The 19486-nt window shown below is 72.3% G+C and carries 17 protein-coding genes; 11 read left to right on the top strand and 6 right to left on the bottom strand.

The features are described from left to right. Positions 1 to 101: 101 nt before the first annotated feature. Positions 102 to 1505, top strand: a complete 1404-nt coding sequence (locus ACGFMK_RS25455; RefSeq protein WP_392767873.1) for a DNA-3-methyladenine glycosylase 2 family protein — start codon at positions 102 to 104, stop codon at positions 1503 to 1505. Here ACGFMK_RS25455 and ACGFMK_RS25450 read toward each other — a convergent pair. The 3 genes from ACGFMK_RS25450 to ACGFMK_RS25440 are packed head-to-tail and all read right to left on the bottom strand — an operon-like array spanning position 1502 to position 5814. Beyond that, positions 1502 to 1693 (bottom strand): DUF1737 domain-containing protein, encoded by a 192-nt coding sequence (locus ACGFMK_RS25450; RefSeq protein ID WP_392767870.1) that lies wholly within the window; start codon positions 1691 to 1693, stop codon positions 1502 to 1504. The genes ACGFMK_RS25455 and ACGFMK_RS25450 overlap by 4 nt on opposite strands. 21 nt (positions 1694 to 1714) lie before the next feature. Then, positions 1715 to 4666, bottom strand: coding sequence for an AAA family ATPase (locus ACGFMK_RS25445; RefSeq protein ID WP_392767868.1), 2952 nt, complete (start codon positions 4664 to 4666; stop codon positions 1715 to 1717). Further along, positions 4663 to 5814 (bottom strand): exonuclease SbcCD subunit D, encoded by a 1152-nt coding sequence (locus tag ACGFMK_RS25440; protein ID WP_392767866.1) that lies wholly within the window; start codon positions 5812 to 5814, stop codon positions 4663 to 4665. Before ACGFMK_RS25440 ends, ACGFMK_RS25445 begins: the two co-directional genes overlap by 4 nt. Before the next feature lie 237 nt (positions 5815 to 6051). Between ACGFMK_RS25440 and rmuC the strand changes: the two genes are divergently transcribed. Beyond that, the gene (rmuC, locus tag ACGFMK_RS25435; RefSeq protein WP_392767863.1) at positions 6052 to 6966 is read left to right on the top strand and encodes a DNA recombination protein RmuC; all 915 of its coding nucleotides are present in this window, start codon (positions 6052 to 6054) and stop codon (positions 6964 to 6966) included. Between the two features lie 693 nt (positions 6967 to 7659). Next, positions 7660 to 8571, top strand: coding sequence for a DUF6542 domain-containing protein (locus tag ACGFMK_RS25430; RefSeq protein WP_392767860.1), 912 nt, complete (start codon positions 7660 to 7662; stop codon positions 8569 to 8571). Positions 8572 to 8625: 54 nt separating this feature from the next. On the opposite strand, the gene ACGFMK_RS25425 is transcribed toward ACGFMK_RS25430, so the two are convergent. Continuing rightward, a complete protein-coding gene (locus ACGFMK_RS25425) occupies positions 8626 to 9624 on the bottom strand; it encodes a 4-hydroxy-3-methylbut-2-enyl diphosphate reductase (RefSeq protein ID WP_392767858.1) in 999 nt (332 codons plus the stop codon). 151 nt (positions 9625 to 9775) lie between these two features. Between ACGFMK_RS25425 and ACGFMK_RS25420 the strand changes: the two genes are divergently transcribed. The 6 genes from ACGFMK_RS25420 to ACGFMK_RS25395 all read left to right on the top strand — a co-directional run bounded on the left by ACGFMK_RS25420 (position 9776) and on the right by ACGFMK_RS25395 (position 14332). Continuing rightward, positions 9776 to 10555 carry a lipid droplet-associated protein gene (locus tag ACGFMK_RS25420; RefSeq protein WP_392767855.1) on the top strand — a complete coding sequence of 260 codons (780 nt, stop codon included), beginning with the start codon at positions 9776 to 9778 and terminating at the stop codon, positions 10553 to 10555. Further along, the gene (gene xseA / locus ACGFMK_RS25415; RefSeq protein WP_392767852.1) at positions 10552 to 11799 is read left to right on the top strand and encodes an exodeoxyribonuclease VII large subunit; all 1248 of its coding nucleotides are present in this window, start codon (positions 10552 to 10554) and stop codon (positions 11797 to 11799) included. Before ACGFMK_RS25420 ends, xseA begins: the two co-directional genes overlap by 4 nt. A 32-nt stretch (positions 11800 to 11831) precedes the next feature. Then, positions 11832 to 12200, top strand: coding sequence for a hypothetical protein (locus tag ACGFMK_RS25410; RefSeq protein ID WP_392767947.1), 369 nt, complete (start codon positions 11832 to 11834; stop codon positions 12198 to 12200). Then, positions 12197 to 12424, top strand: coding sequence for an exodeoxyribonuclease VII small subunit (locus tag ACGFMK_RS25405; protein ID WP_392767850.1), 228 nt, complete (start codon positions 12197 to 12199; stop codon positions 12422 to 12424). The genes ACGFMK_RS25410 and ACGFMK_RS25405 overlap by 4 nt, the downstream gene beginning before the upstream one ends. Before the next feature lie 86 nt (positions 12425 to 12510). Then, the gene (gene glpX, locus ACGFMK_RS25400; RefSeq protein ID WP_392767848.1) at positions 12511 to 13566 is read left to right on the top strand and encodes a class II fructose-bisphosphatase; all 1056 of its coding nucleotides are present in this window, start codon (positions 12511 to 12513) and stop codon (positions 13564 to 13566) included. Positions 13567 to 13579: 13 nt separating this feature from the next. Then, entirely contained in the window at positions 13580 to 14332 is a 753-nt protein-coding gene (locus ACGFMK_RS25395) for a S1 family peptidase (protein WP_392767845.1), read from the top strand. Position 14333: 1 nt separating this feature from the next. Here ACGFMK_RS25395 and ACGFMK_RS25390 read toward each other — a convergent pair whose 3' ends face one another. After that, entirely contained in the window at positions 14334 to 15323 is a 990-nt protein-coding gene (locus ACGFMK_RS25390; RefSeq protein ID WP_392767843.1) for an NAD(P)/FAD-dependent oxidoreductase, read from the bottom strand. 745 nt (positions 15324 to 16068) lie between these two features. Between ACGFMK_RS25390 and ACGFMK_RS25385 the strand changes: the two genes are divergently transcribed. Continuing rightward, positions 16069 to 17466 carry a class II fumarate hydratase gene (locus tag ACGFMK_RS25385; RefSeq protein ID WP_392767841.1) on the top strand — a complete coding sequence of 466 codons (1398 nt, stop codon included), beginning with the start codon at positions 16069 to 16071 and terminating at the stop codon, positions 17464 to 17466. A gap of 4 nt (positions 17467 to 17470) precedes the next feature. Here ACGFMK_RS25385 and ACGFMK_RS25380 read toward each other — a convergent pair whose 3' ends face one another. Then, positions 17471 to 18496, bottom strand: coding sequence for an aldo/keto reductase (locus ACGFMK_RS25380; RefSeq protein ID WP_392767838.1), 1026 nt, complete (start codon positions 18494 to 18496; stop codon positions 17471 to 17473). 100 nt (positions 18497 to 18596) lie between these two features. Between ACGFMK_RS25380 and ACGFMK_RS25375 the strand changes: the two genes are divergently transcribed. Beyond that, positions 18597 to 19469 (top strand): helix-turn-helix transcriptional regulator, encoded by an 873-nt coding sequence (locus ACGFMK_RS25375; protein WP_392767835.1) that lies wholly within the window; start codon positions 18597 to 18599, stop codon positions 19467 to 19469. The last annotated feature ends 17 nt before the right edge of the window (positions 19470 to 19486 follow it).

Genomic DNA, 19486 nt, shown 5'->3' with positions numbered 1-19486 from the left:
ACGTGGCCGGTCCGCGACCGCCGCCAGGGCTCACGACCAGGGCGAACGCCGTGTCGGATTTTCGCCAGCAACGGCGTTGACCTGCTGGCATGCTCGGATTCATGGTCACCACAACCGAGGCGCCCGGGCTCTGGCGGGACGCGGAACGCTGCTACCGCGTGGTCACCGCCCGCGACCCGCGCTTCGACGGCCAGTTCATCATGGCGGTCCGCACCACCGGCATCTACTGCCGCCCGTCGTGCCCGGCGTCGACGCCGAAGGTGCAGAACGTGCGCTTCTACCCGACCTCGGCGGCCGCGCAGGCCAACGGTTTCCGCGCCTGCCGCCGCTGTCTGCCCGACGCCGTGCCGGGTTCGCCGGACTGGAACCTGCGCGCCGACCTCGCGGCGCGGGCGATGCGCCTGATCTCCGACGGGACCGTCGAACGCGAAGGCGTGCCTGGTCTCGCACGACGCCTCGGCTATTCCGAACGTCAGCTCGGCCGGGTGCTCACCGCCGAGCTGGGCGCGGGCCCGCTGGCGCTCGCCCGGGCGCACCGCGCGCACTCGGCGCGGCTGCTCATCGAGATGTCCGGGCTGCCGCTGACCGACGTCGCGTTCGCAGCGGGGTTCGCCAGCGTGCGGCAGTTCAACGAGACCATCCGCGAGGTGTTCGCGACGACGCCTTCGCAGCTTCGCGCGGCCAGCCTGCGACGCGGACGCCGTGACGCCGACCAGGGTGCGACGCGGCTCAGCCTGCGGTTGCCGTTCAGGGCGCCTTTCGACGCCGCCGGGCTGCTTCGCTTCTTCGCGGACCGTGCGGTGCCGGGCGTCGAGAACGTCACCAACGGGTCGTACGCCCGGACGCTGCGGCTCGCGCACGGCACCGGCGTCGTGCGGCTGACGCCGGAACCGGACCACGTGCGCTGCGAGCTGCACCTCGCCGACCTGCGTGATCTCAGCAGCGCGGTCAGCCGGGTGCGCCGGCTGCTGGACCTCGACGCCGATCCGGCCGCGGTCACCCGGGTTCTCGGCGCCGACCCCGCGCTGGCGCCGGTCGTGGCGGCGGTGCCGGGGATCCGGGTGCCCGGCTCGGTCGACGGGGAAGAGCTGCTGCTGCGTGCCTTGCTCGGCCGAGACGTCACGGCCGTCCTCGGCGACGAGGTGCCGGCGGAAGCGGGTGTCACGCGGCTGTTCCCGACGGCGGCCCGGATCGCGACGGCGGATCTGCCGGGCGAAGTCACCGGCGTCGCGACCGCGCTGGCCGAGGGCCGGCTGGACGTGCACGTCGGCCGGGACGCGGCGGAGCTGCGGGCCGAGCTGCTCGCGTGCCCGGGCATCACCCCGTGGACGGCGGACTACGTGCTGATGCGCGTCCTCGGCGCCCCGGACGTCCTGCTGACCGGCGACGCCGCCCTGGGCCGCGGCGCGGCGGCGTTGGGCATCACCGACGTCGCGGACCGGGCCCGGCGGTGGACGCCGTGGTGTTCCTACGCCGGCATGTACCTCTGGCGCGCGAACACCTAGCCCTGCTCGCCTTGCCAGAGCAGGGCTTGCGCGACGATCACCTGGTTGCCGTCGAAGGTCGCCGCCGGTGAGCCGTGCAGGCGGTAGCCGAGTTCCAGCGCCTCGCTCACCCGGTGACAGAACTTCGCGTCGTCCGGACCGGTGAGCAGGCGGTAGCGGGGCAGGCCCTCGGGCGACTGTTCCGTCATGCCTTCATCTTGGCCGAGCGCTCAGCCCGCGCGCACCTCCAATGTCGAGCCCGTGCGGGCCTTGCGGACCCGCAGCCGGGTCGGGATGCGCTGCCGCAGCTCCTCGACGTGCGACACCAGCCCGACCACCCGGCCGCCGGCGCGGAGCTCGTCGAGGATGTTCATGACGACGTCCAGGGTCTCGGCGTCCAGCGTGCCGAAGCCCTCGTCGACGAACAGCGTGTCCAGCAGCGCGCCGCCGGTCTCCCCGGCGACGACGTCCGCCAGGCCCAGCGCCAACGCCAGCGACGCCAGGAACGACTCGCCGCCGGACAGCGTCTTCGCCGGGCGGATGGTGCCCGAGTAGTCGTCCAGCACGTCGATGCCGAGCCCGCCGCGGGTGCCGCGCGCCCCGGCCGCGTCCGAGTGCACGAACGCATAGCGCCCCTGGCTCATCGTGCGCAGCCGGTGCGTGGCGGCGACCGCCACCTCCTCCAGCCGCGCCGCCAGCACGTACGAGCGCAACGACATCTTCCGGCTGTTCTGCCCGCGCCCGTTGACGACCTCCGCCAGCGCGCGCAGCTCGGTGTATTCGGCTTCGGCCGGCGCCAGCCCGGCGAGCGCCTTGCGCAGCAGGCCCGCCAGCCGGGCCAGCTCCTCGTGCTGGGCCGTCGCGACCCGCAGCGCCGCGTACGCCGAGTCGGCGCGCGCCCGCGCCAGCTGCGCCGCGTCGGTCGCACGGCCGACGTCCGCGACGTCGTCCGGTGAGATGCCGAACAGGTCGGGCTCGGACAGCAGCGCCCGCGCGCCCGCCGCGGCCGCTTCGGCCTCGGCGATGCCCTGTTCCAGCTTCTCGATCTGCTCGTCCGGCAGCATCGCCGAGCGCGCCTTCTTCAGCGACGCGAAGCCCTTGGCCTGCACCGCTGCGTCGACCAGCGCGCGCTGCTGCGCGACCCGTTCCCGCGCTCCCGCGACGGCCGTCCGCGCTTCGGCGACGGCTTCGAGGGCCTCGGCCAGCCCGATCAGGTGCGTCCGCCGCGCGCCGACGTCCGCGAACTCACCCCGCCCGGCGACCAGCCGGCGTTCCCGCTCGGCCAGCCGTTCGTCCAGGGCCCGGACGTCGGCGGCGGCCTCGGCCACCGCCTGCTCGGCCCGGTGACGCCGGTCCGTCCGCAGTTCCAGGTCCCGCTCGAGCAGCACGACCTGCTGGCCGAGTTTCGCCTTGCCCGCCGCCTGCTGGGTCAGCGCCGCGACCGCGGTGCGGGCTTCGGTCAGGTCGGCCGCGACGGACTCGGCCGTGCGTCCGTCAAGCCGCTCGATCAGCCCGGCCAGCCGTGCTTTCGCCTCTTCCAGCGCTTTGACGACCCGCTGCCGTACCGCGTCCGCCGCCTGCTCGGCTTCCTCTGCGGCCCGCTCTTCAGCCGGGTCGACCAGTTTCGCGTCCCGGTTGGCCGGCGCCGGGTGCTCCGCCGAACCGCAGACCGGGCAGGGCGCACCCTCGGGCAGCGCGGCGGCGAGTTCGGCCGCCATCCCGTCGAGCCGCCGCTCGCGCAGGTCGAGCCGCCGTTGCCGGGCGGCCTGGTGCGTGTCGACGACTTCGCGCAGCTTCGCCTCGCCGCGGCCGACTTTCGCCTGCGCCTCGGGCAACTCCGCCGCGTCGCGCGCCACGATCGTCAGTTCGCCGACGCGGGCGCGGGCCCCGTCGAGCTTGGCTTCGGCTTCGGCCGCCGCGAGCGCGTCCGCCCGCAGTTTCGCCAGCTGGCCGGGGATCGCGGCCAGCTCGGCGGTGAGTTCTTCGACCTGCTTAGCCGCGGTGACGGACGCCAGTTTCAGGTCGTCGCGCCGCATGACGTCGATCTGCTGCTGCTCGGCCTCGGCGACCAGCTCCGCGACCGCGCCCGCTTCTTCGCGCGCGGTCGCCGCCCGCGCCTTCAGGTCGCCGGTCGCGCGAGTGCCGAACTGCCGCAGCTCCGCACCGCAGGCCTTCTCCGCCTGCTCGGCCTCGGTCAGCTCCGCGGTCCGCCGGTCCAGCAGCTCCGATTCGACGGCCACGCCCGCCGCCCGCCGCGCCGCCGCGACCTCCTGGGCCCACTCGGCGCGCTGCGGCGCCTGCTCGGTGATCTCGAGCAGCCGCAGGTGCGCGGTGCGGACCCGGCGGATCTTCTCCGCGCCGGCTCGCTCCTCCTGCAGGTAGACGTCCGCCCGCTGCGCCGCCGACCGCGCCCGCTCTTCCTCGGCGGTGACCTGCCCGACGCGTTCGGCCGCCGCCGCCAGCACCGCGTCCACCCACTCGGCCGGCTCCGACTCGGGCGGGTCTTCCTGCGCCTCCTGCGCGTACCGCGCCAGCAGCTCGCGCACGGACTGCTGGCGTGCCTCCAGCTCCCGGCCGCGCTCGGCCCGCAGGTCGGCGAACCAGCGTTCGACGTCGGCGAAGCGCTCGGTGCCGAACAACCGCTCCAGCAGCTTTTCGCGCTCGGCGGTGTCCGAACGCAGGAACCGGGCGAACTCGCCCTGCGGGAGCAGCACGACCTGGAAGAACTGGGCCGCGGTCATGCCGAGCAGCCGTTCGACCGTGCGCGCGACCTCTTCGATCCGGATCAGGCCCTCCGGCGCCAGCCCGGCCGGTGCGGTGCCGATCCAGCTCAGTGACACCTTCGCCTGCTGCGTCGTCGTGCCCTCGCCGCGGCGCTTCGGCCGCTGGTACTCGGGGTTGCGCACGATCTTCAGCCGGTGCCCCTGCACGGTGAGCTCCAGCGCGACCTCGGTGACCTGGTCGGGCTCGGCCAGATCACAGCGCAGCCGCTTGGCTTCGTTGCGCGCGCCGGGAACCACGCCGAACAGCGCGAACGCGATCGCGTCGAGCAGCGTGGTCTTGCCGGCGCCGGTTTCGCCGTGGAGCAGGAAGAGCCCGTCCGCGCCGAGCACCTCGAAGTCGACCACTTGGCGCTTGAGGTACGGCCCGAAGGCTTCGACCTCCAGCCTGTGCAGCCTCATTTCGCGAGCGCCCCCCGGTCGGCCGCTTCCAGGGCGTGGAACAGGAGTTTCTCCTCGCGCTCGCTCGGTGGGGCGCCGCGGCAGTCGTCGAGGAAGCTGCGCGAGATCTCGATGTCGGAGCGGCCGCGGACGGCGTCGGAGTACCGCAGTGGTGCGCCGGTGTATCCGCCTTCGGGCTCCCACTCCAGGTGCACCGCGTACGGGAACCGCACGCGCAGCCGCCGCATCGCGTCGACCGGGCGCACCCGGTCGGTGACCGTGACCGACAGGAAGTGCGCGAGGACCGCGTCGTGTTCCGGGGCCACCAGCAGGTCTTCGAGTTCGCCGCGCAGGGTGGCCAGCGCCCGCGGCACCGGCAGCTCGTGCCGGCGGACCTCGGCGAGCCCGCCGGCGTCCACGTCGACCAGCCAGACCGATTTCCGTTGCCGTGCCTCGGAAAACGAGTACGCCAGCGGGCTGCCGGAGTAACGCAGGTGCTCGGCGAGGGTCTGCGGGCCGTGGAGGTGGCCGAGGGCGACGTAGTCGACGCCGTCGAAAACCGAGCCCGGCACCTGTTCGACGCCGCCGACGGCGATGGTGCGCTCGGATTCGGTCGGCTCGCCGCCGGTGACGAACGCGTGCGCGAGCACGACCGACCGGACGCCGGGGCGGGTGGCGAGGTCCGCGCGGATCCGGCGCATGGCCTCGGTCAGCACACCCGTGTGGCCACGGGCGTCCGGCACGCCCAGCGCGTGCCGCGACGGTTCCGGTTCCAGGTAAGGGATTCCGTAGCAGGCGACCGGGCCGTGCTCGTCCGCCAGCAGCACCGGTTCGGCCAGCCCGGCCACGGTGGTGCGCAGGTGCAGCCCGCCCGCCGCGGCGAACTCGGCGAACGCGCCGAGCCGGGGCGCGGAGTCGTGGTTGCCGGGCGTGACGATCAGCTGCGCGCCGGCCGCGCGGATCCGGGCGACCGCCGCGGTGGCCACCCGCACGGCCTCGGCCGAGGGCACCGCGCGGTCGTAGATGTCGCCTGCGACGAGGACGGCGTCGATCGCCTCGCCGGCCACGAGGTCGGCGAGGTGCCCGAGCACCGCTTCCTGTTCCGCCAGCAGGTCGGCACCGTGGAAGGTGCGCCCGACGTGCCAGTCGGAGGTGTGCAGGAATCTCACCGGGCCAAGGTACGACCCGGCCCCGACGAAGTCGCGAAGGCTCGCCGCTTCCTCACTCGAACGTGTGTACTAACACGACAGTGCCCGAGCTTCGCAAGATCGGACACGCCCTGCGCGAAGACGAAGTGTTTGCAGGTCAGCTACCCAGAGCGACGGGTCGGGTGCGTTTTTTGTCGGTGGGGTCCGCCATGATGTCTCCGCGGTCCGATCCAGACGGCCCGGAGGGAGGAGAAACAGGTGGCGACGGTGCTGACCACCGCGGCGGTCGTGCTCGCGGTCCTGCTGCTGATCGCGGTCGCGGTGCTGTGGCGGCTGTACAACGACGGGATGCGGCGCGCGGACGCGGCGGCCCGGCTGGTGGCGGCCGAGCGCGCGAAGGCGGATCAGCAGCAGCTCGCGCTGCGCCGGTACGAGGTGGCGTTCGCGTCGATCAGCGGACGCGGCGAACTGGGCGAGCAGGTGCTGGTCGAAACGGCGCGGGCGCTCGGGTTGCGCGAGGACCTGCACTTCACCCTGCAGACGGACCTGGCCGGCGGCGGCGCGGCGAAACCGGACATGGTGCTGAGCGTGGGCGGCGGCCGCACGGTGCCGGTCGACGCCAAGGCGAGCATGGCGACCTGGGCCGAGGCCATCGAGACGGACAACCCGGAGGAACGGCTGGACGCGTTGCGCGCGCACGTCCGCCAGATCCGCTCCCGGGCGGCCGAACTGGCCGGCAAGGGCTACCAACGCTGGGCGGACGCGATCTACGGCACGATCATGTTCGTCCCGTCCGACGCCGCGGTGGTCGCGGCGCTGGACACCGACCCGGAACTGCTGCGCTGGCTGATCGACCGGCGGGTGTTCCTGTGCGGCCCCACGGGTTTCGGCGTACTGGCATCGGCGGCCCTGTTCGCGGCGACCGACCGCACGCTGGAGGCGGACGTCGAGCAGGTCCGGGCCGGCGCGGCCGCCGCCCACCGGGCCGCGGGCGGCGCGGTCGAGGCCCTCAACCTGTCCAGCACCCACCTCCAGCGCTTCCTCTCGGCCCGTCGGCGGGAGCTGGAGGCCCTGGAGACGTTCCGGGCGACGGTGGCCCCCCTGTCCGAGGCGTCCGGCAGCCCGGCGGCGGTCCCTCCGGTGCGGAAGGGAGACGAATTGGCAGCAAGCTGAGAGGACTCGTGCCATCAAGCCGCTTCACGGCGAGAGGCGCCGGGGAAGGCGCGCCATCGACTTGCCGACCTGATGAGCATGGCCCGCGGCGATCGAGTGGCACCGTGCGCAACGACCGCGAGGGCGCGTGGCGAAGAGCGGGGCCTGGCGGTGTCGAGCTGACTCACGGTCACGGCGGCGCGCCCTGGTCGGCACGGCGAGACGCGCCAGAACGGGCCGCGATCGCCTGGCCGGATTGGTGAGTGAGGCCACCGGCGGGCTACCGGAACCGAGGCGGAGCGACCTCGGCGGCGGCCATGGGAACGGGCCTGTTCGGCAGGCGTGAGACCCGGGCAGGCGGAGTCGGACAGCGTCAGCGGCCTGACTTGGCGCGGTTGACGCTGCCTCGGACGGGTATACCCGAGCAGCAGCGTCACATTGCTCGGCACGGTTACCTGCGGCGTAGGTGAACACGGCCGTTCGGCCCACCCGGCCGAGCGCTGTCCGGAAGGTGGCCAACGGGTGACCAGAACCCGTCTCACCAGCAACGATGCCCTCAACGGTGAGCGACGTCCCACCTCGGTAGAGCACGCTGGGAGATGGCCCGGCGGTCGTTGCCCGCAGCCGTTCGGCTCATGCCGTCCGGTGGCAGTACAACCATGTCAGCGGCGGTGCTAGCAAGATCTTCACAACCACGAGATACGGTGTTGTCTCGTGACCGCGATTCGCGATCGCCAGAGCGATCCAGATGCCGACGACGTCCCCGTGCCGTGGGACGAGCGTCCAGTCGTCGGTGCGAGGCGTGGACTGCCCTGGTGGGCTGCTGTCCTGGTCGGCCTCGGCCTGTCGGTCGTCGGCGCCCTCATCGGCAAGCCGAGCCAGGCCAACATCCCCGTCATCTTCACGGTCTGTTACGTCCTGGGCGCGGTGATCGCGGTCTGCGCGGTGCGGCGCCGGGGCATCTTCGGGCCGATGGTGATGCCACCGCTGGTGCTGGCCGTGACCGTGCCCGGCGTGGTCCTGCTGACCTCCGGGTCGCAGGGCGGCGACGACATGCTGTCGAAGGCCCTGAGCATCGGCACCCCGCTGATCAACGCGTTCCCGATGATGGCGATCACCACCGGCGTCACGCTGCTGATCGGGTTCGTCCGGATCTTCCGCGAGAAGGACCCGGACGCCCCGGTGAAGATCAAGGGCGGCAAGCCACGCGCGGGCGAAGACGACGAAAAGCCCCGTTCCGCGACGGGTGGACGGCCGCGTCCGGCCGGGTCGCGGACCGGTCAGACGCCGCTGCCGCAGGGCGCCCGTCGTGGCCGTGAAGGCGAGCCGCCCCGCCGGCCGCGCCCGCCCGCGGACGGTGAGCGCCGCACGCCCCGCGCGGGCGCGCCCGCCGAGCGCGATCCCGGCACCCGCGGCACCCGCAAGCCCCCGCCGGCCAACCGGCGTCCCCGTCCGGACGAAGGCGACCCCCGTCGCCGGGAGCCGCGCAGCGGTGACACGCCCCGTCGGCGACCACGCCCGCCGGGCGAAGACGGCCGTGACACCCCACCGCCCCGCCGCCCGTCGTCGGGTGGGCGAAGCACCCCGCCGCGGCGGAACCGTCCTTGGGACGACGAAGAACGTTGACGAACAGCTGAAGGCGGTCACTTCCCGTGGGAAGTGACCGCCTTCAGTCGTAACTCAGACCTTGCGAAGCTCCTTCGGCGGCGCGAAGGTGATCTTCTCGTTCGCCGTGGTCACCTCGTCGACGTCGCCGTAGCCGCGCTCGGACAGCCAGTCGAGGACCTCCATCACCAGCACGTCGGGCACCGACGCGCCGCTGGTCACGCCCACCGTCGTGACGCCATCCAGCCAGGCTTCGTCGATCTCGCGGGCGAAGTCGACCAGGTACGACGTCCGCGCGCCCGCCTTCAGGGCCACCTCGACCAGGCGCTTCGAGTTGGACGAGTTCGTCGACCCGACCACCAGGACCAGGTCGCACTCGGCCGCCATCGCCTTGACCGCGACCTGGCGGTTCGTGGTGGCGTAACAGATGTCGTCGCTCGGCGGGTCAGCCAGCCCCGGGAAGCGCTCGCGGAGCTGGTCGACGCGCTCCATCGTCTCGTCGACCGACAACGTCGTCTGGGACAGCCAGATCACCTTCGACGGGTCGCGCACCTCGACCTTGTCGACGTCCTCGGCCTTGTCGACCAGCTGCACCTTGTCCGGCGCCTCGCCGGCGGTGCCCTCGACCTCTTCGTGGCCCTCGTGGCCGATCAGGAGGATGTCGTAGTCGTCCTTCGCGAACCGGTTGACCTCCTTGTGCACCTTCGTCACCAGGGGGCAGGTCGCGTCGATCGTGCGCAGGTTCCGGTCCGCCGCCTCCGCGTGCACCATCGGCGAGACGCCGTGGGCGGAGAACACCACGAGCGCGCCCTCGGGCACCTCGGACGTCTCGTCGACGAAGATCGCGCCGCGCTCGCGCAGCGTCTCGACCACGTGGCGGTTGTGGACGATCTCCTTGCGCACGTACACCGGGGCGCCGTAGACCTCGAGGGCCTTCTCGACGGCGATCACCGCGCGGTCCACGCCGGCGCAGTAGCCACGCGGCTTCGCGAGCAGCACGCGCTTCTTGCCGGAGGCGGTTCCGGTGATCGTCGGGGTACCCGCGGGCTCGATTCCGGGACTCGCTGAAGTCATGGCACCCAGGGTACGGGCTGCCCGCCGACGAACCCGCAGTCCCTTTCGGGTGAGCTTCGTCCCCCTGCCGTGTTGTGCGCGGGGTCACGCAACGCGCCCGATCCCACCCTTTCGGTTGGGCAGGATGGCGTAAATGCGGCAGGCTAGACGCATGAAGCCATTCCCGCTCCCCCTCCGGGTCGCCGCGGGCCTCGCCGTCAGCACCGCCGAGCGGGTTCGTGAGCTTCCCCGGCAGCTCGCCGGGCTCCCGGTGACCGTCGTCAGCCAGGTTCTGCAGGCCTCCATGCGGGTGCAGCAGCACGTCACCGAGCTGGCGATCAAGGGCGACAACGCCCTGTCCACCCTGCGGCCCGTCGAAGACACCCCCAGCTGGGCGACCTTCGACGAGGACCTCGACGTCCCACCCGTCCGGCCCAACCTCACGCCGGTCGCCGACGTGCCCGAACCCCGTTCGGAGGTCAACGGTCACGTTCCGTCACTGTCCGATCTCGAAGCGGAACTGGGTGACCCGTGGGCCGAGGAAGAGCGCGCGCTCGCCGAGGACCACGCCGACGGCGAGTTCGACGCCCCCGAAAGCGCCCCCGAGAGCGCCCCGGGAAACGACGCCGAAAAAGCGCCCGAAAAGGCCCCGGGAGCCGAGGCCGCCAAGCCGAAGCCGGGCACGCCCAAGATCGACAAGAAGGCCAAGGCCGAGATCCCCAAGACCAGCGCCGCCGGGTACGAGGGTCCCGCCGGGCTGACCGGCTACGACCAGCTCACGCTCCCGCAGCTGCGGGCCCGGCTGCGCCAGTTCTCGATCCCCCAGCTCGAGACGATCCTCGACTACGAGCGCGCCCACGCCGACCGCTCGTCGTTCACCGGGATGCTGGCCCGCCGCATCGCCAACGCCCGCAAGGCGCAGGAGTCCGGCGACGGCACGGAAGGCTCGTGAGCACCGAACCCGCACAGGCCCCCTCGAGCACCGCCGAAGCACCCTGGCCGGTCCGCACGGTCGCCCGCAAGATCGGCGACTGGGTCCACCGGCTCGGCTCCGTCTGGGTCGAAGGCCAGGTCACCCAGGTCAACTCCCGGCCGAACACGCAGACCGCGTTCCTGACGCTGCGCGACCCGTCGGCGGACGTGTCGATGTCCGTGACCTGCCCGAACTGGCTGATCCGCGAGATGGAGCCGCCGCTGCGGGAGGGCGCCAGCGTGGTGGTGCACGCGAAGCCGTCGTTCTTCTTCGGCCGCGGCACGATCAGCCTGCGCGCCGACCAGATCCGCGCGGTCGGCATCGGTGAGCTGCTGGCCCGGATCGAACGCCTGAAGAAGCTGCTCACCGCCGAAGGCCTCTTCTCCGCGCAGCGCAAGCGGCCGATCCCGTTCCTGCCGAAGGGTGTCGGGCTGATCACCGGCCGCGCGTCGGCCGCCGAGCGGGACGTGCTGGTCAACGCCCAGACACGCTGGCCGCACGTCCGGTTCAAGGTCTTGAACACCGCGGTGCAGGGCTCGCAGGCCGTGCCGCAGATCATGCGCGCGCTGCGCATCCTGGACGCCGACCCCGACATCGACGTCATCGTCATCGCCCGCGGTGGCGGCAGCGTCGAGGACCTGCTGCCGTTCTCCGACGAGGCGCTCTGCCGGGCCGTGTCGGCCACCGGGACGCCCGTGGTCAGCGCGATCGGGCACGAGCCCGACACCCCGCTGCTCGACTACGTCGCCGACCTGCGCTGCTCGACGCCGACCGACGCGAGCAAGCGGATCGTGCCGGACGTGCGTGAGGAGTCCGAGCGCGTCCGGCAGATGCGCGACCGCGGCCGCCGCGCGCTGCACGGCTGGGTCGACACCCAGGCCCGGCTGCTAACGCAGCTGCGCAGCCGCCCGTCGCTGGCCGACCCGCTGGGCCCGGTCCAGCGCCGCCAGGACGACGTCGACGTGCACCGCGAACGCGCGCGCCGCGCCATGCTGACCCTGCTCGCCAAGGACCAGGCCGAAATCGCCAGCGCGCGGGCCCGGCTCACGGCCCTCGGACCGGCCGCGACCCTGGAACGCGGCTACGCGGTTGTGCAATTCCTCGATTCCGAAGGCAACCTCCAGGTACTCCGCTCCGTCTCCGAAGTCGAGGCCGGTGCCCAGCTGCGCGTGCGCGTGGGTGACGGCGCGATCACGGCGGTGGCGGAAGGAGAACAGGCGTGAGCCCTCGGGCGGCGACGTTCCTCCCGCTCACCATGGACGCGGCCCGGCGCCTGGGCGCGCGCCCCCTGCTGGACCAGGCGATACGCACCGACCGCGCGGCCGCCGAGTGCTGGACCGCGCTGCTCGCGGGCTGCGGCACCGCGGCCCGCCGCGACCTGGGCCCGCAGCTGCGGCGGCTGTCCGAGGCGACGTCGATGCAGGTCGGCTCGCGCTGGTGGTTCGCCGAGGGCGCGGGGCACCGGCGGCGGGTCGCCGGGGCGCAGGAAAACCTCGAAGAGGCGATCGCGGAGGGTGACGGACAGGAGTTCGCGCTGGCGTTCGTCGGGTACGACCACGCGATGGCGAGCGCGGTAGTGTGCGCCAACAGCCCATCCCGGAAGGTCGGAGAACGTCCAGCGTGAGTGAGACAGCCAGCGAAGAACTCGGCTACGAGCAGGCCCGCGACCGCCTCGTCGAGGTCGTCCGCGAGCTCGAGGCCGGCGGGCTGTCCCTCGAGCAGTCGCTCGCGCTGTGGGAGAAGGGCGAGAAGCTCGCGAAGGTCTGCGAGCGGCACCTCGAAGGTGCGCGAGAGCGCATCGAGGCCGCGCTGGCGTCGGTGGAGGACGAAACCGGCAACGGCCAGTGACGTTTGCCATGCCGCGCTTGGCTGGACCGACCCGCGGTATCTGAGAGACTGGGCGTCCGCCGAACTCCGCATTCCGGGAGGCCCGCATGACCACCCCCAGCGCCCCACAACGCCGTGAAGCGCCCGACCGCAACCTCGCGATGGAGCTGGTCCGGGTGACCGAGGCCGCCGCGATGGCGGCCGGCCGCTGGGTCGGCCGCGGCGACAAGATCGGCGGGGACGGCGCGGCCGTCGACGCGATGCGCCAGCTGGTGTCGACCGTGTCGATGCGCGGGGTCGTGGTGATCGGCGAGGGCGAGAAGGACGAAGCGCCCATGCTGTTCAACGGCGAAGAGGTCGGCAACGGCGACGGGCCGGACTGCGACGTCGCCGTCGACCCGGTCGACGGCACCACGCTGATGGCCAAGGGCATGCCCAACGCCCTCGCGGTGCTGGCGGTCGCCGAACGCGGCGCGATGTTCGACCCGTCCGCGGTGTTCTACATGGAGAAGCTGGCCGTCGGGCCGGAGGCGGCGGGCAAGGTGGAGCTCGGCGCGCCGATCGCGGAGAACATCCGGCGCGTCGCCAAGGCGAAGCACAGCAGCGTCGGTGACGTCACCGTGTGCATCCTCGACCGCCCGCGCCACGAGCAGCTCATCAAGGAGGTCCGCGACGCCGGCGCGCGGATCCGCTTCATCTCCGACGGCGACGTCGCGGGCGCGATCGCCGCGGCCCGCCCGACCACCGGAGTCGACATGCTGATCGGCATCGGCGGCACCCCCGAGGGCATCATCGCGGCCTGCGCGATGAAGTGCCTCGGCGGCGAGCTGCAGGGCCGGCTGTGGCCGAAGGACGACGCCGAGCGCGAGAAGGCCATCGCCGCCGGGCACGACCTCGACCGCGTCCTGCTCAACGACGACCTGGTCACCGGCGACAACGTGTTCTTCTGCGCCACCGGCGTCACCGACGGCGACCTGCTGCGCGGCGTCCACTACCGCGAGGGCGGCGCGACTACGCAGTCCATCGTGATGCGGTCCAAGTCCGGGACCGTCAGAATGATCGACGGTTACCACCGGCTCAACAAGCTGCGGGCGTACTCGTCGGTCAACTTCGACGGCAACCTGGACGTCGCCGACGACGACGTGGTGCCCCCGCTGCCGTAAGCGAAGGAGATCCGTGACCAGGCGACTGCTGGCACTGCTGTCGGTCCTCACCCTCGTCCTGGTCCCGGGCACCGCCTCGGCCGAACCCGGCATCGTCGGCGGCGCCGTCGCCGACCAGCCCTACCCGTTCGCGGTGTCGCTGCACTCGACGTCCGGGAAGCTGTTCTGCGCCGGCGCCCTGATCGCCCCGAGCTGGGTGGTCACGGCCGCGCACTGCGTCTTCGACAAGGCGCCGTCCGCGGTGTCGCTGCGGCTGGGGTCGAACGACTCCGGGCAGGGCGGCGAGGTCACGCAGGCGGGCGAGATCATCGTCAACCCGGCCTTCGACACGCAGAACCCGGCGGGCGACATCGCGTTGCTGCGGCTCGCTTCGCCGGCGAAAGCGGCCCCGATCGCGCTGGCCACGACGGCGTCACCCGGCACGTCCACGCGGATCCTCGGCTGGGGCCAGACCTGCCCGAAGGTCAACTGCGGCCAGATCCCGACGACGCTCCAGCAGCTCGACACGCACATCGTCGAGGGCGCGAAGTGCACGTCGGTGTTCGACGGCACGGCCGAGCTGTGCACGGACAACCCGGGCGGCAAGGCCGGGGCGTGCTTCGGCGACTCCGGCGGCCCGGAGGTCGTCCGCGACGGCGATCACTGGCTGCTGGCCGGCGTCACGAGCCGCCCGGGCAACGACGACCCGGTGTGCGCGACGGCGCCGTCGATCTACACGTCCGTCGTCGCGTATGCGCCGTGGATCGCGGAGAAGACGAAGGCCTGAGTCATTCGGCGTTGCTGGAGTGGCCCGGGAACAGGTGCGCGTCCGGGTCGAGCGCGACGGCGATGTTGTTCACGGCTGTCGCGGCCTCGCCGAAGCCGGTCGCGATCAGCTTGACCTTGCCCGGGTACGCGGCGACGTCGCCGGCCGCGTAGACGCGCTCGCGCGGGGTCGCCATCGTCGAGTCGACGGCGATGGCGCGGTGGTCGATCTCCAGGCCCCAGCTCTCGATCGGCCCGAGGTCGGCGGTGAACCCGAGCGCCGCGACGACGGCGTTGGCCGGCAGCCGTTCCTCGCCGGTGGCCTTCACCGAGACGTCGACGGCTTCGAGCGCGCCACTCGCGTCTTCGACGAACGCCGTGACCTCGGCGTCGGTGATGATCCGGGTGCCGAGCTCGCGCGCCTGCCGCACGATCGACTCGGCGGCGCGGAACTTCGCGCGGCGGTGCACGAGCGTGACGCTCGCGGCGACCGGGTGCAGCGCGAGGATCCAGTCGAACGCCGAGTCGCCACCGCCGACGACCACGACGTGCTGACCCGCGTGCGCCTGCAGCGACGGCACGAAGTGCACCATCCCCCGCCCGAGCCAGCCGTCACCGGCGGGCAGCGGGCGCGGGGTGAACTCGCCGATGCCCGCGGTGATCAGCACGGCGCCGGCGCGCAGGGTCCCACCACCGTCGAGGGTCAGCTCGACGCCGTTTTCGAGCGTCTCGAGTTTTTCGGCCTTGCGCCCGAGCAGGTAGGTCGGCTTCCACGGCGCGGCCTGCCGGACGAGCCCGTCGACGAGGTCGCGCCCCTTGACCGCGGCGAACCCGCCGACGTCGTAGATCATCTTCTCGGGGTACATCGCGGTCACCTGCCCGCCGGGCTCCGGCAGCGAGTCGACGATGGCCATCGACAGGCCGCGAAACCCCGCGTAGTAGGCGGCGAAGAGGCCGGTCGGGCCCGCGCCGATGATCACGAGGTCGTAGGAGTCCCCCGAAGCTTCAGTCATGCTCGCTCCAGCCAGTGGTGGATGGCGGTGATCGAGAACACATCCGATCCTAGCGTCGCCGGGCTCCGGAGGTGGTCGACGCCACCACGCGGCCGGCTTCGGACGGGCTCGCGCGCGGCGCGAACGGGCCGCTCGTGCCGGATCGGGTGCGAGCGGGCCGCTCGTGACGAGTGGCTCGGGCGCGAACGGGCCACTCGCGCGGGTCTGCTGGCGCGGCGCGAACGGGCCGCTCGCTGCTTTGTCGGCACGAATGGACCGTTCGCGCCTCATCGCCGGGTTGCCGACGGGCCGTTCGCGACCGAATCGGCACCAACGGACCGCTCGCGCCACCTCTGCTCGAAGACGACACCACGCGGCAGGCTTCGGTCGGGCTCGCTCGCGCGGCGCGAACGGACCGTTCGCGCCGGATCGGGTGCGAAAGAACCGTTCTCGCGGGGTCGGTTCATTGGCGCGGGCACATCTGCAACGCGGCCTGAACCGACCACTCGCGGCGGGGCATCCACAGGTCACCTCGATTGTGGACAACCCGGCCCCCCAGGGTCACGAACGCCGGTTCGGTCGCCGCCCGCCGATAAACTGGACGTGGGGACGCCCCCCTCGGGAGGGTGGGGGCCGCTCGCCGGGGCCCGGGCACACCCGCGACATCGCGGCGCGCGACCTCCGGCCACTCGGCAGGCGGACCGGCCCGGCAGAGGTGCGCAACGCCACCACGCGGCAACCCGCGAACAGGTCCAGAATCGGTGGCATGGCTGACCAGGAATACCGGATCGAACACGACACGATGGGCGAGGTCCGCGTACCGATCGACGCCCTCTACCGGGCGCAGACGCAGCGGGCCGTCGAGAACTTCCCCATCTCCGGCCGGGGCCTGGAGCGCGCCCAGATCCGCGCGCTCGGCCTGCTCAAGGCCGCCGCCGCGCGCGTCAACCTCAAGCTCGGCGTGCTCGACGCCGAGGTCGCGGAGGCCATCGCGAAAGCCGCCGACGAGGTCGCCGAAGGCGCCCACGACGCGCACTTCCCGATCGACGTCTTCCAGACCGGCTCGGGGACGTCGTCGAACATGAACGCCAACGAGGTCATCGCCACCCTGGCGAGCAAAACCCTCGGCCGGGACGTGCACCCCAACGACCACGTGAACGCGTCGCAGTCCTCGAACGACACCTTTCCGACGACCATCCACGTCGCCGCGACCGAGGCCGTCCTGACGGACGTCATCCCGGCGCTCGAACACCTCGCCGGCGCCATCGAGACGCGCGCCGCGGAGTGGGCGGACGTCGTGAAGTCCGGGCGCACGCACCTGATGGACGCCGTGCCGATCACGCTGGGCCAGGAGGCCGGCGCGTGGGCTTCGCAGGTCCGCTTCGGCATCGAACGGCTGAAGTCCGGCCTGCCGCGCCTCGGTGAGCTGCCGATCGGCGGCACCGCCGTCGGGTCCGGGCTGAACGCGCCCGACGGCTTCGGTGCGGCCGTCGCGGCCGAGCTCGCCGACGTCACCGGACTGCCGCTCGTCGAGGCCCGCGACCACTTCGAGGCGCAGGCGACGCAGGACAGCGTCGTCGAGACGTCCGGGCACCTACGCACGCTCGCCGTGTCGCTCAACAAGATCGCGAACGACCTGCGCTGGCTGGGTTCCGGCCCGCGCACCGGCCTGGCCGAGCTGGCGCTGCCGGACCTGCAGCCGGGCTCGTCGATCATGCCGGGCAAGGTGAACCCGGTGATCCCGGAGGCGACGCTGCAGGTCGTCGCGCAGGTGATCGGCAACGACGCGGCCGTCGCGTTCGCCGGCGCCGCCGGCAACTTCCAGCTCAACGTCAACCTGCCGGTGATCGCCCGCAACGTCCTCGAGTCGGCCCGGCTGCTCGCCGCCGTCTCGCGGCTGCTGGCGGACAAGGTGTTCGACGGCGTCACGGCGAACGTCGAGCGCACCCGGCAGTACGCCGAGGGCTCGCCGTCGATCGTGACGCCGTTGAACAAGTACATCGGCTACGAAGAAGCCGCCGCGGTCGCGAAGCAGGCGTTGAAGGAGCTGAAGACGATCCGCGAGGTCGTCATCGAGCGCGGCTACGTGAAGGACGGCAAGCTCACCGAAGAGCAGCTCGACGAGGCCCTCGACGTGCTCCGCATGGCCCGCGGCGGCAAGTGACCGGCTACCGCCGGCGCAGGCGCTCGTCCGCCAGCGCCGGCGGGGTGTAGTCCTTCTCCGCGGAGTTCAGGTCCGTGCCCGGCGGGACGATCTCGTCGATCCGGTCCAGCACGTCGTCTTCCAGCTCCAGGTCGGCGCCCGCGAGCAGGTCGTCGAGCTGGGCCGGGGTGCGCGGGCCGATGATCGCGGACGTCACGCCCGGGTGCGCCCGGACGAACGCCGTCGCCAGGTGCGTGAGCGGCCGGCCCAGGTCGTCGGCGATCTTCTTCAGACGGTCGATCGCCTCGAACTTGACCGCGTTCGCGGGCAGCGCCGGGTCGAACTTGTGCGCCTGCAACGTCCGGCGGCCCTCCGAAAGGTCCACATCGGACGGCTTCAGGTACTTCCCGGACAGCCAGCCGCTGGCCAGCGGGCTCCACGTGAGCACGCCCATGCCGTACTTCTGCGCGGTCGGCAGCACGGCGGCCTCGATCGCCCGGTTGAAGATCGAGTACGGCGGCTGCTCGGCGCGGAACCGCACCAGGCCGCGCTTTTCCGCCACCCACTGGGCTTCCACGATCTGCTCGGCCGGGAAGTCCGACGACCCGACCGCGCGCACCTTCCCGGACCGCACGAAGTCCGAGAGCACCGAGAGCGTCTCCTCGATGTCGGTCGCCGGGTCCGGCCGGTGGACCTGGTAAAGGTCGACGTAGTCGGTGTCGAGCCGCCGCAGGCTGTCGTCCAGCGCGCGGGTCAGCCAGCGCCGCGAAAGGCCGCCCTGGTTGGGGTCCGAACCCATCTGGAAGAAGCCTTTGGTGGCGAGCACGACGTCGTCGCGTCGGCCCTTCAAAGCCTTTCCGACGATCCGCTCGTTCTCGCCGTGGGAATACATGTCAGCGGTGTCCCAGAAATTGATTCCCGCGTCGAGCGCGGTGTGCAGCATCCGGACACCCTCTTCGTGGTCCCGGTTTCCCCACTCGCCGAGCATCATGGCGCCGAACGCGTACTCGCTGACCGAGATCCCCGTGCCACCCAGAATTCGTCGTTTCATGCCTCCACCCTGCGAGCGGTTCCGGGGCCGAGCCAGGCCGCCTCCTGCCTGGGTCCGGCAGTACCAGGCTGAACGCCGCGCCCCGGGGATACTGGAGGACATGAGTGACGCAGCCGAGCTCGGCGCCTTCCTGAAAGCGCGTCGCGCCGCCCTCGAGCCGGACGAGGTCGGCCTGCCGCAGGGCATCACCCGGCGCCGGGTGGCCGGGTTGCGCCGCGAGGAGATCGCGCAGCTGGCGGGTATCAGCGTCGACTACTACACGCGGCTGGAGCAGGGCCGCGCGAAGAACGTCTCGGAGGCGATCCTCGACGCGCTGGCCCGCGCGTTGCGGCTGCGGCCGGACGAGGAGTCCTACCTGCGCAACCTCGCCGCGCCGAAGCGCCGCGACCGGCGCGGGCCCCAGCAGGTCCGGCCCGAGCTGCAGCTCCTGCTGGACGCCGTCCAGGCGCCCGCGTTCATCTTCGGCCGCTACCTGGACGTGCTGGCGTGGAACGCGCTCGGCGGCGCGGTCGCGTTCGACTTCGGCAACCTCGACGAGCGCAACATGGCGAAGCTGTTCTTCCTGGACGAGCGCGCGAAGCAGCTGCACCCCGAGTACGACTCGGTGTGCCGCGAGCTCGTCGCGAACCTTCGCGCCGAGAGCGGCCGGCATCCCGGTGATCCGGAGTTCGCCCAGCTGATCGGCGAGCTGTCCCTGGCCAGCGCGCGGTTCCGCACGCTGTGGGCCGAGCACCACGTGCAGGAAAAGGCGCAGGGCTGGAAGCGCATGATGAACCCGGTCGTCGGCGAGCTGCGGTTGCGCTACGAGACGCTGCGCCTGCCCGACGACCCGGACCAGGGTCTGGTGATCTACCACGCCGAGCCGGGTTCGGAGTCCGAACGCGCACTCGGGCTGCTGGCCAGCTGGATCGCCGAAGCCCCGGCCGGTGAACGACCGGTGAACACTCGGCCGTCCCACCCCCACGGTCTGTGACGGCTGCCTACGCTGCT

The organism is Amycolatopsis sp. NPDC049252 (genome assembly GCF_043197175.1).
In the GTDB taxonomy this organism is placed as follows: domain Bacteria; phylum Actinomycetota; class Actinomycetes; order Mycobacteriales; family Pseudonocardiaceae; genus Amycolatopsis.
The sequence above is the reverse complement of the archived record's forward strand: the minus strand, read 5'-3'. Positions and strand labels throughout refer to the sequence as shown.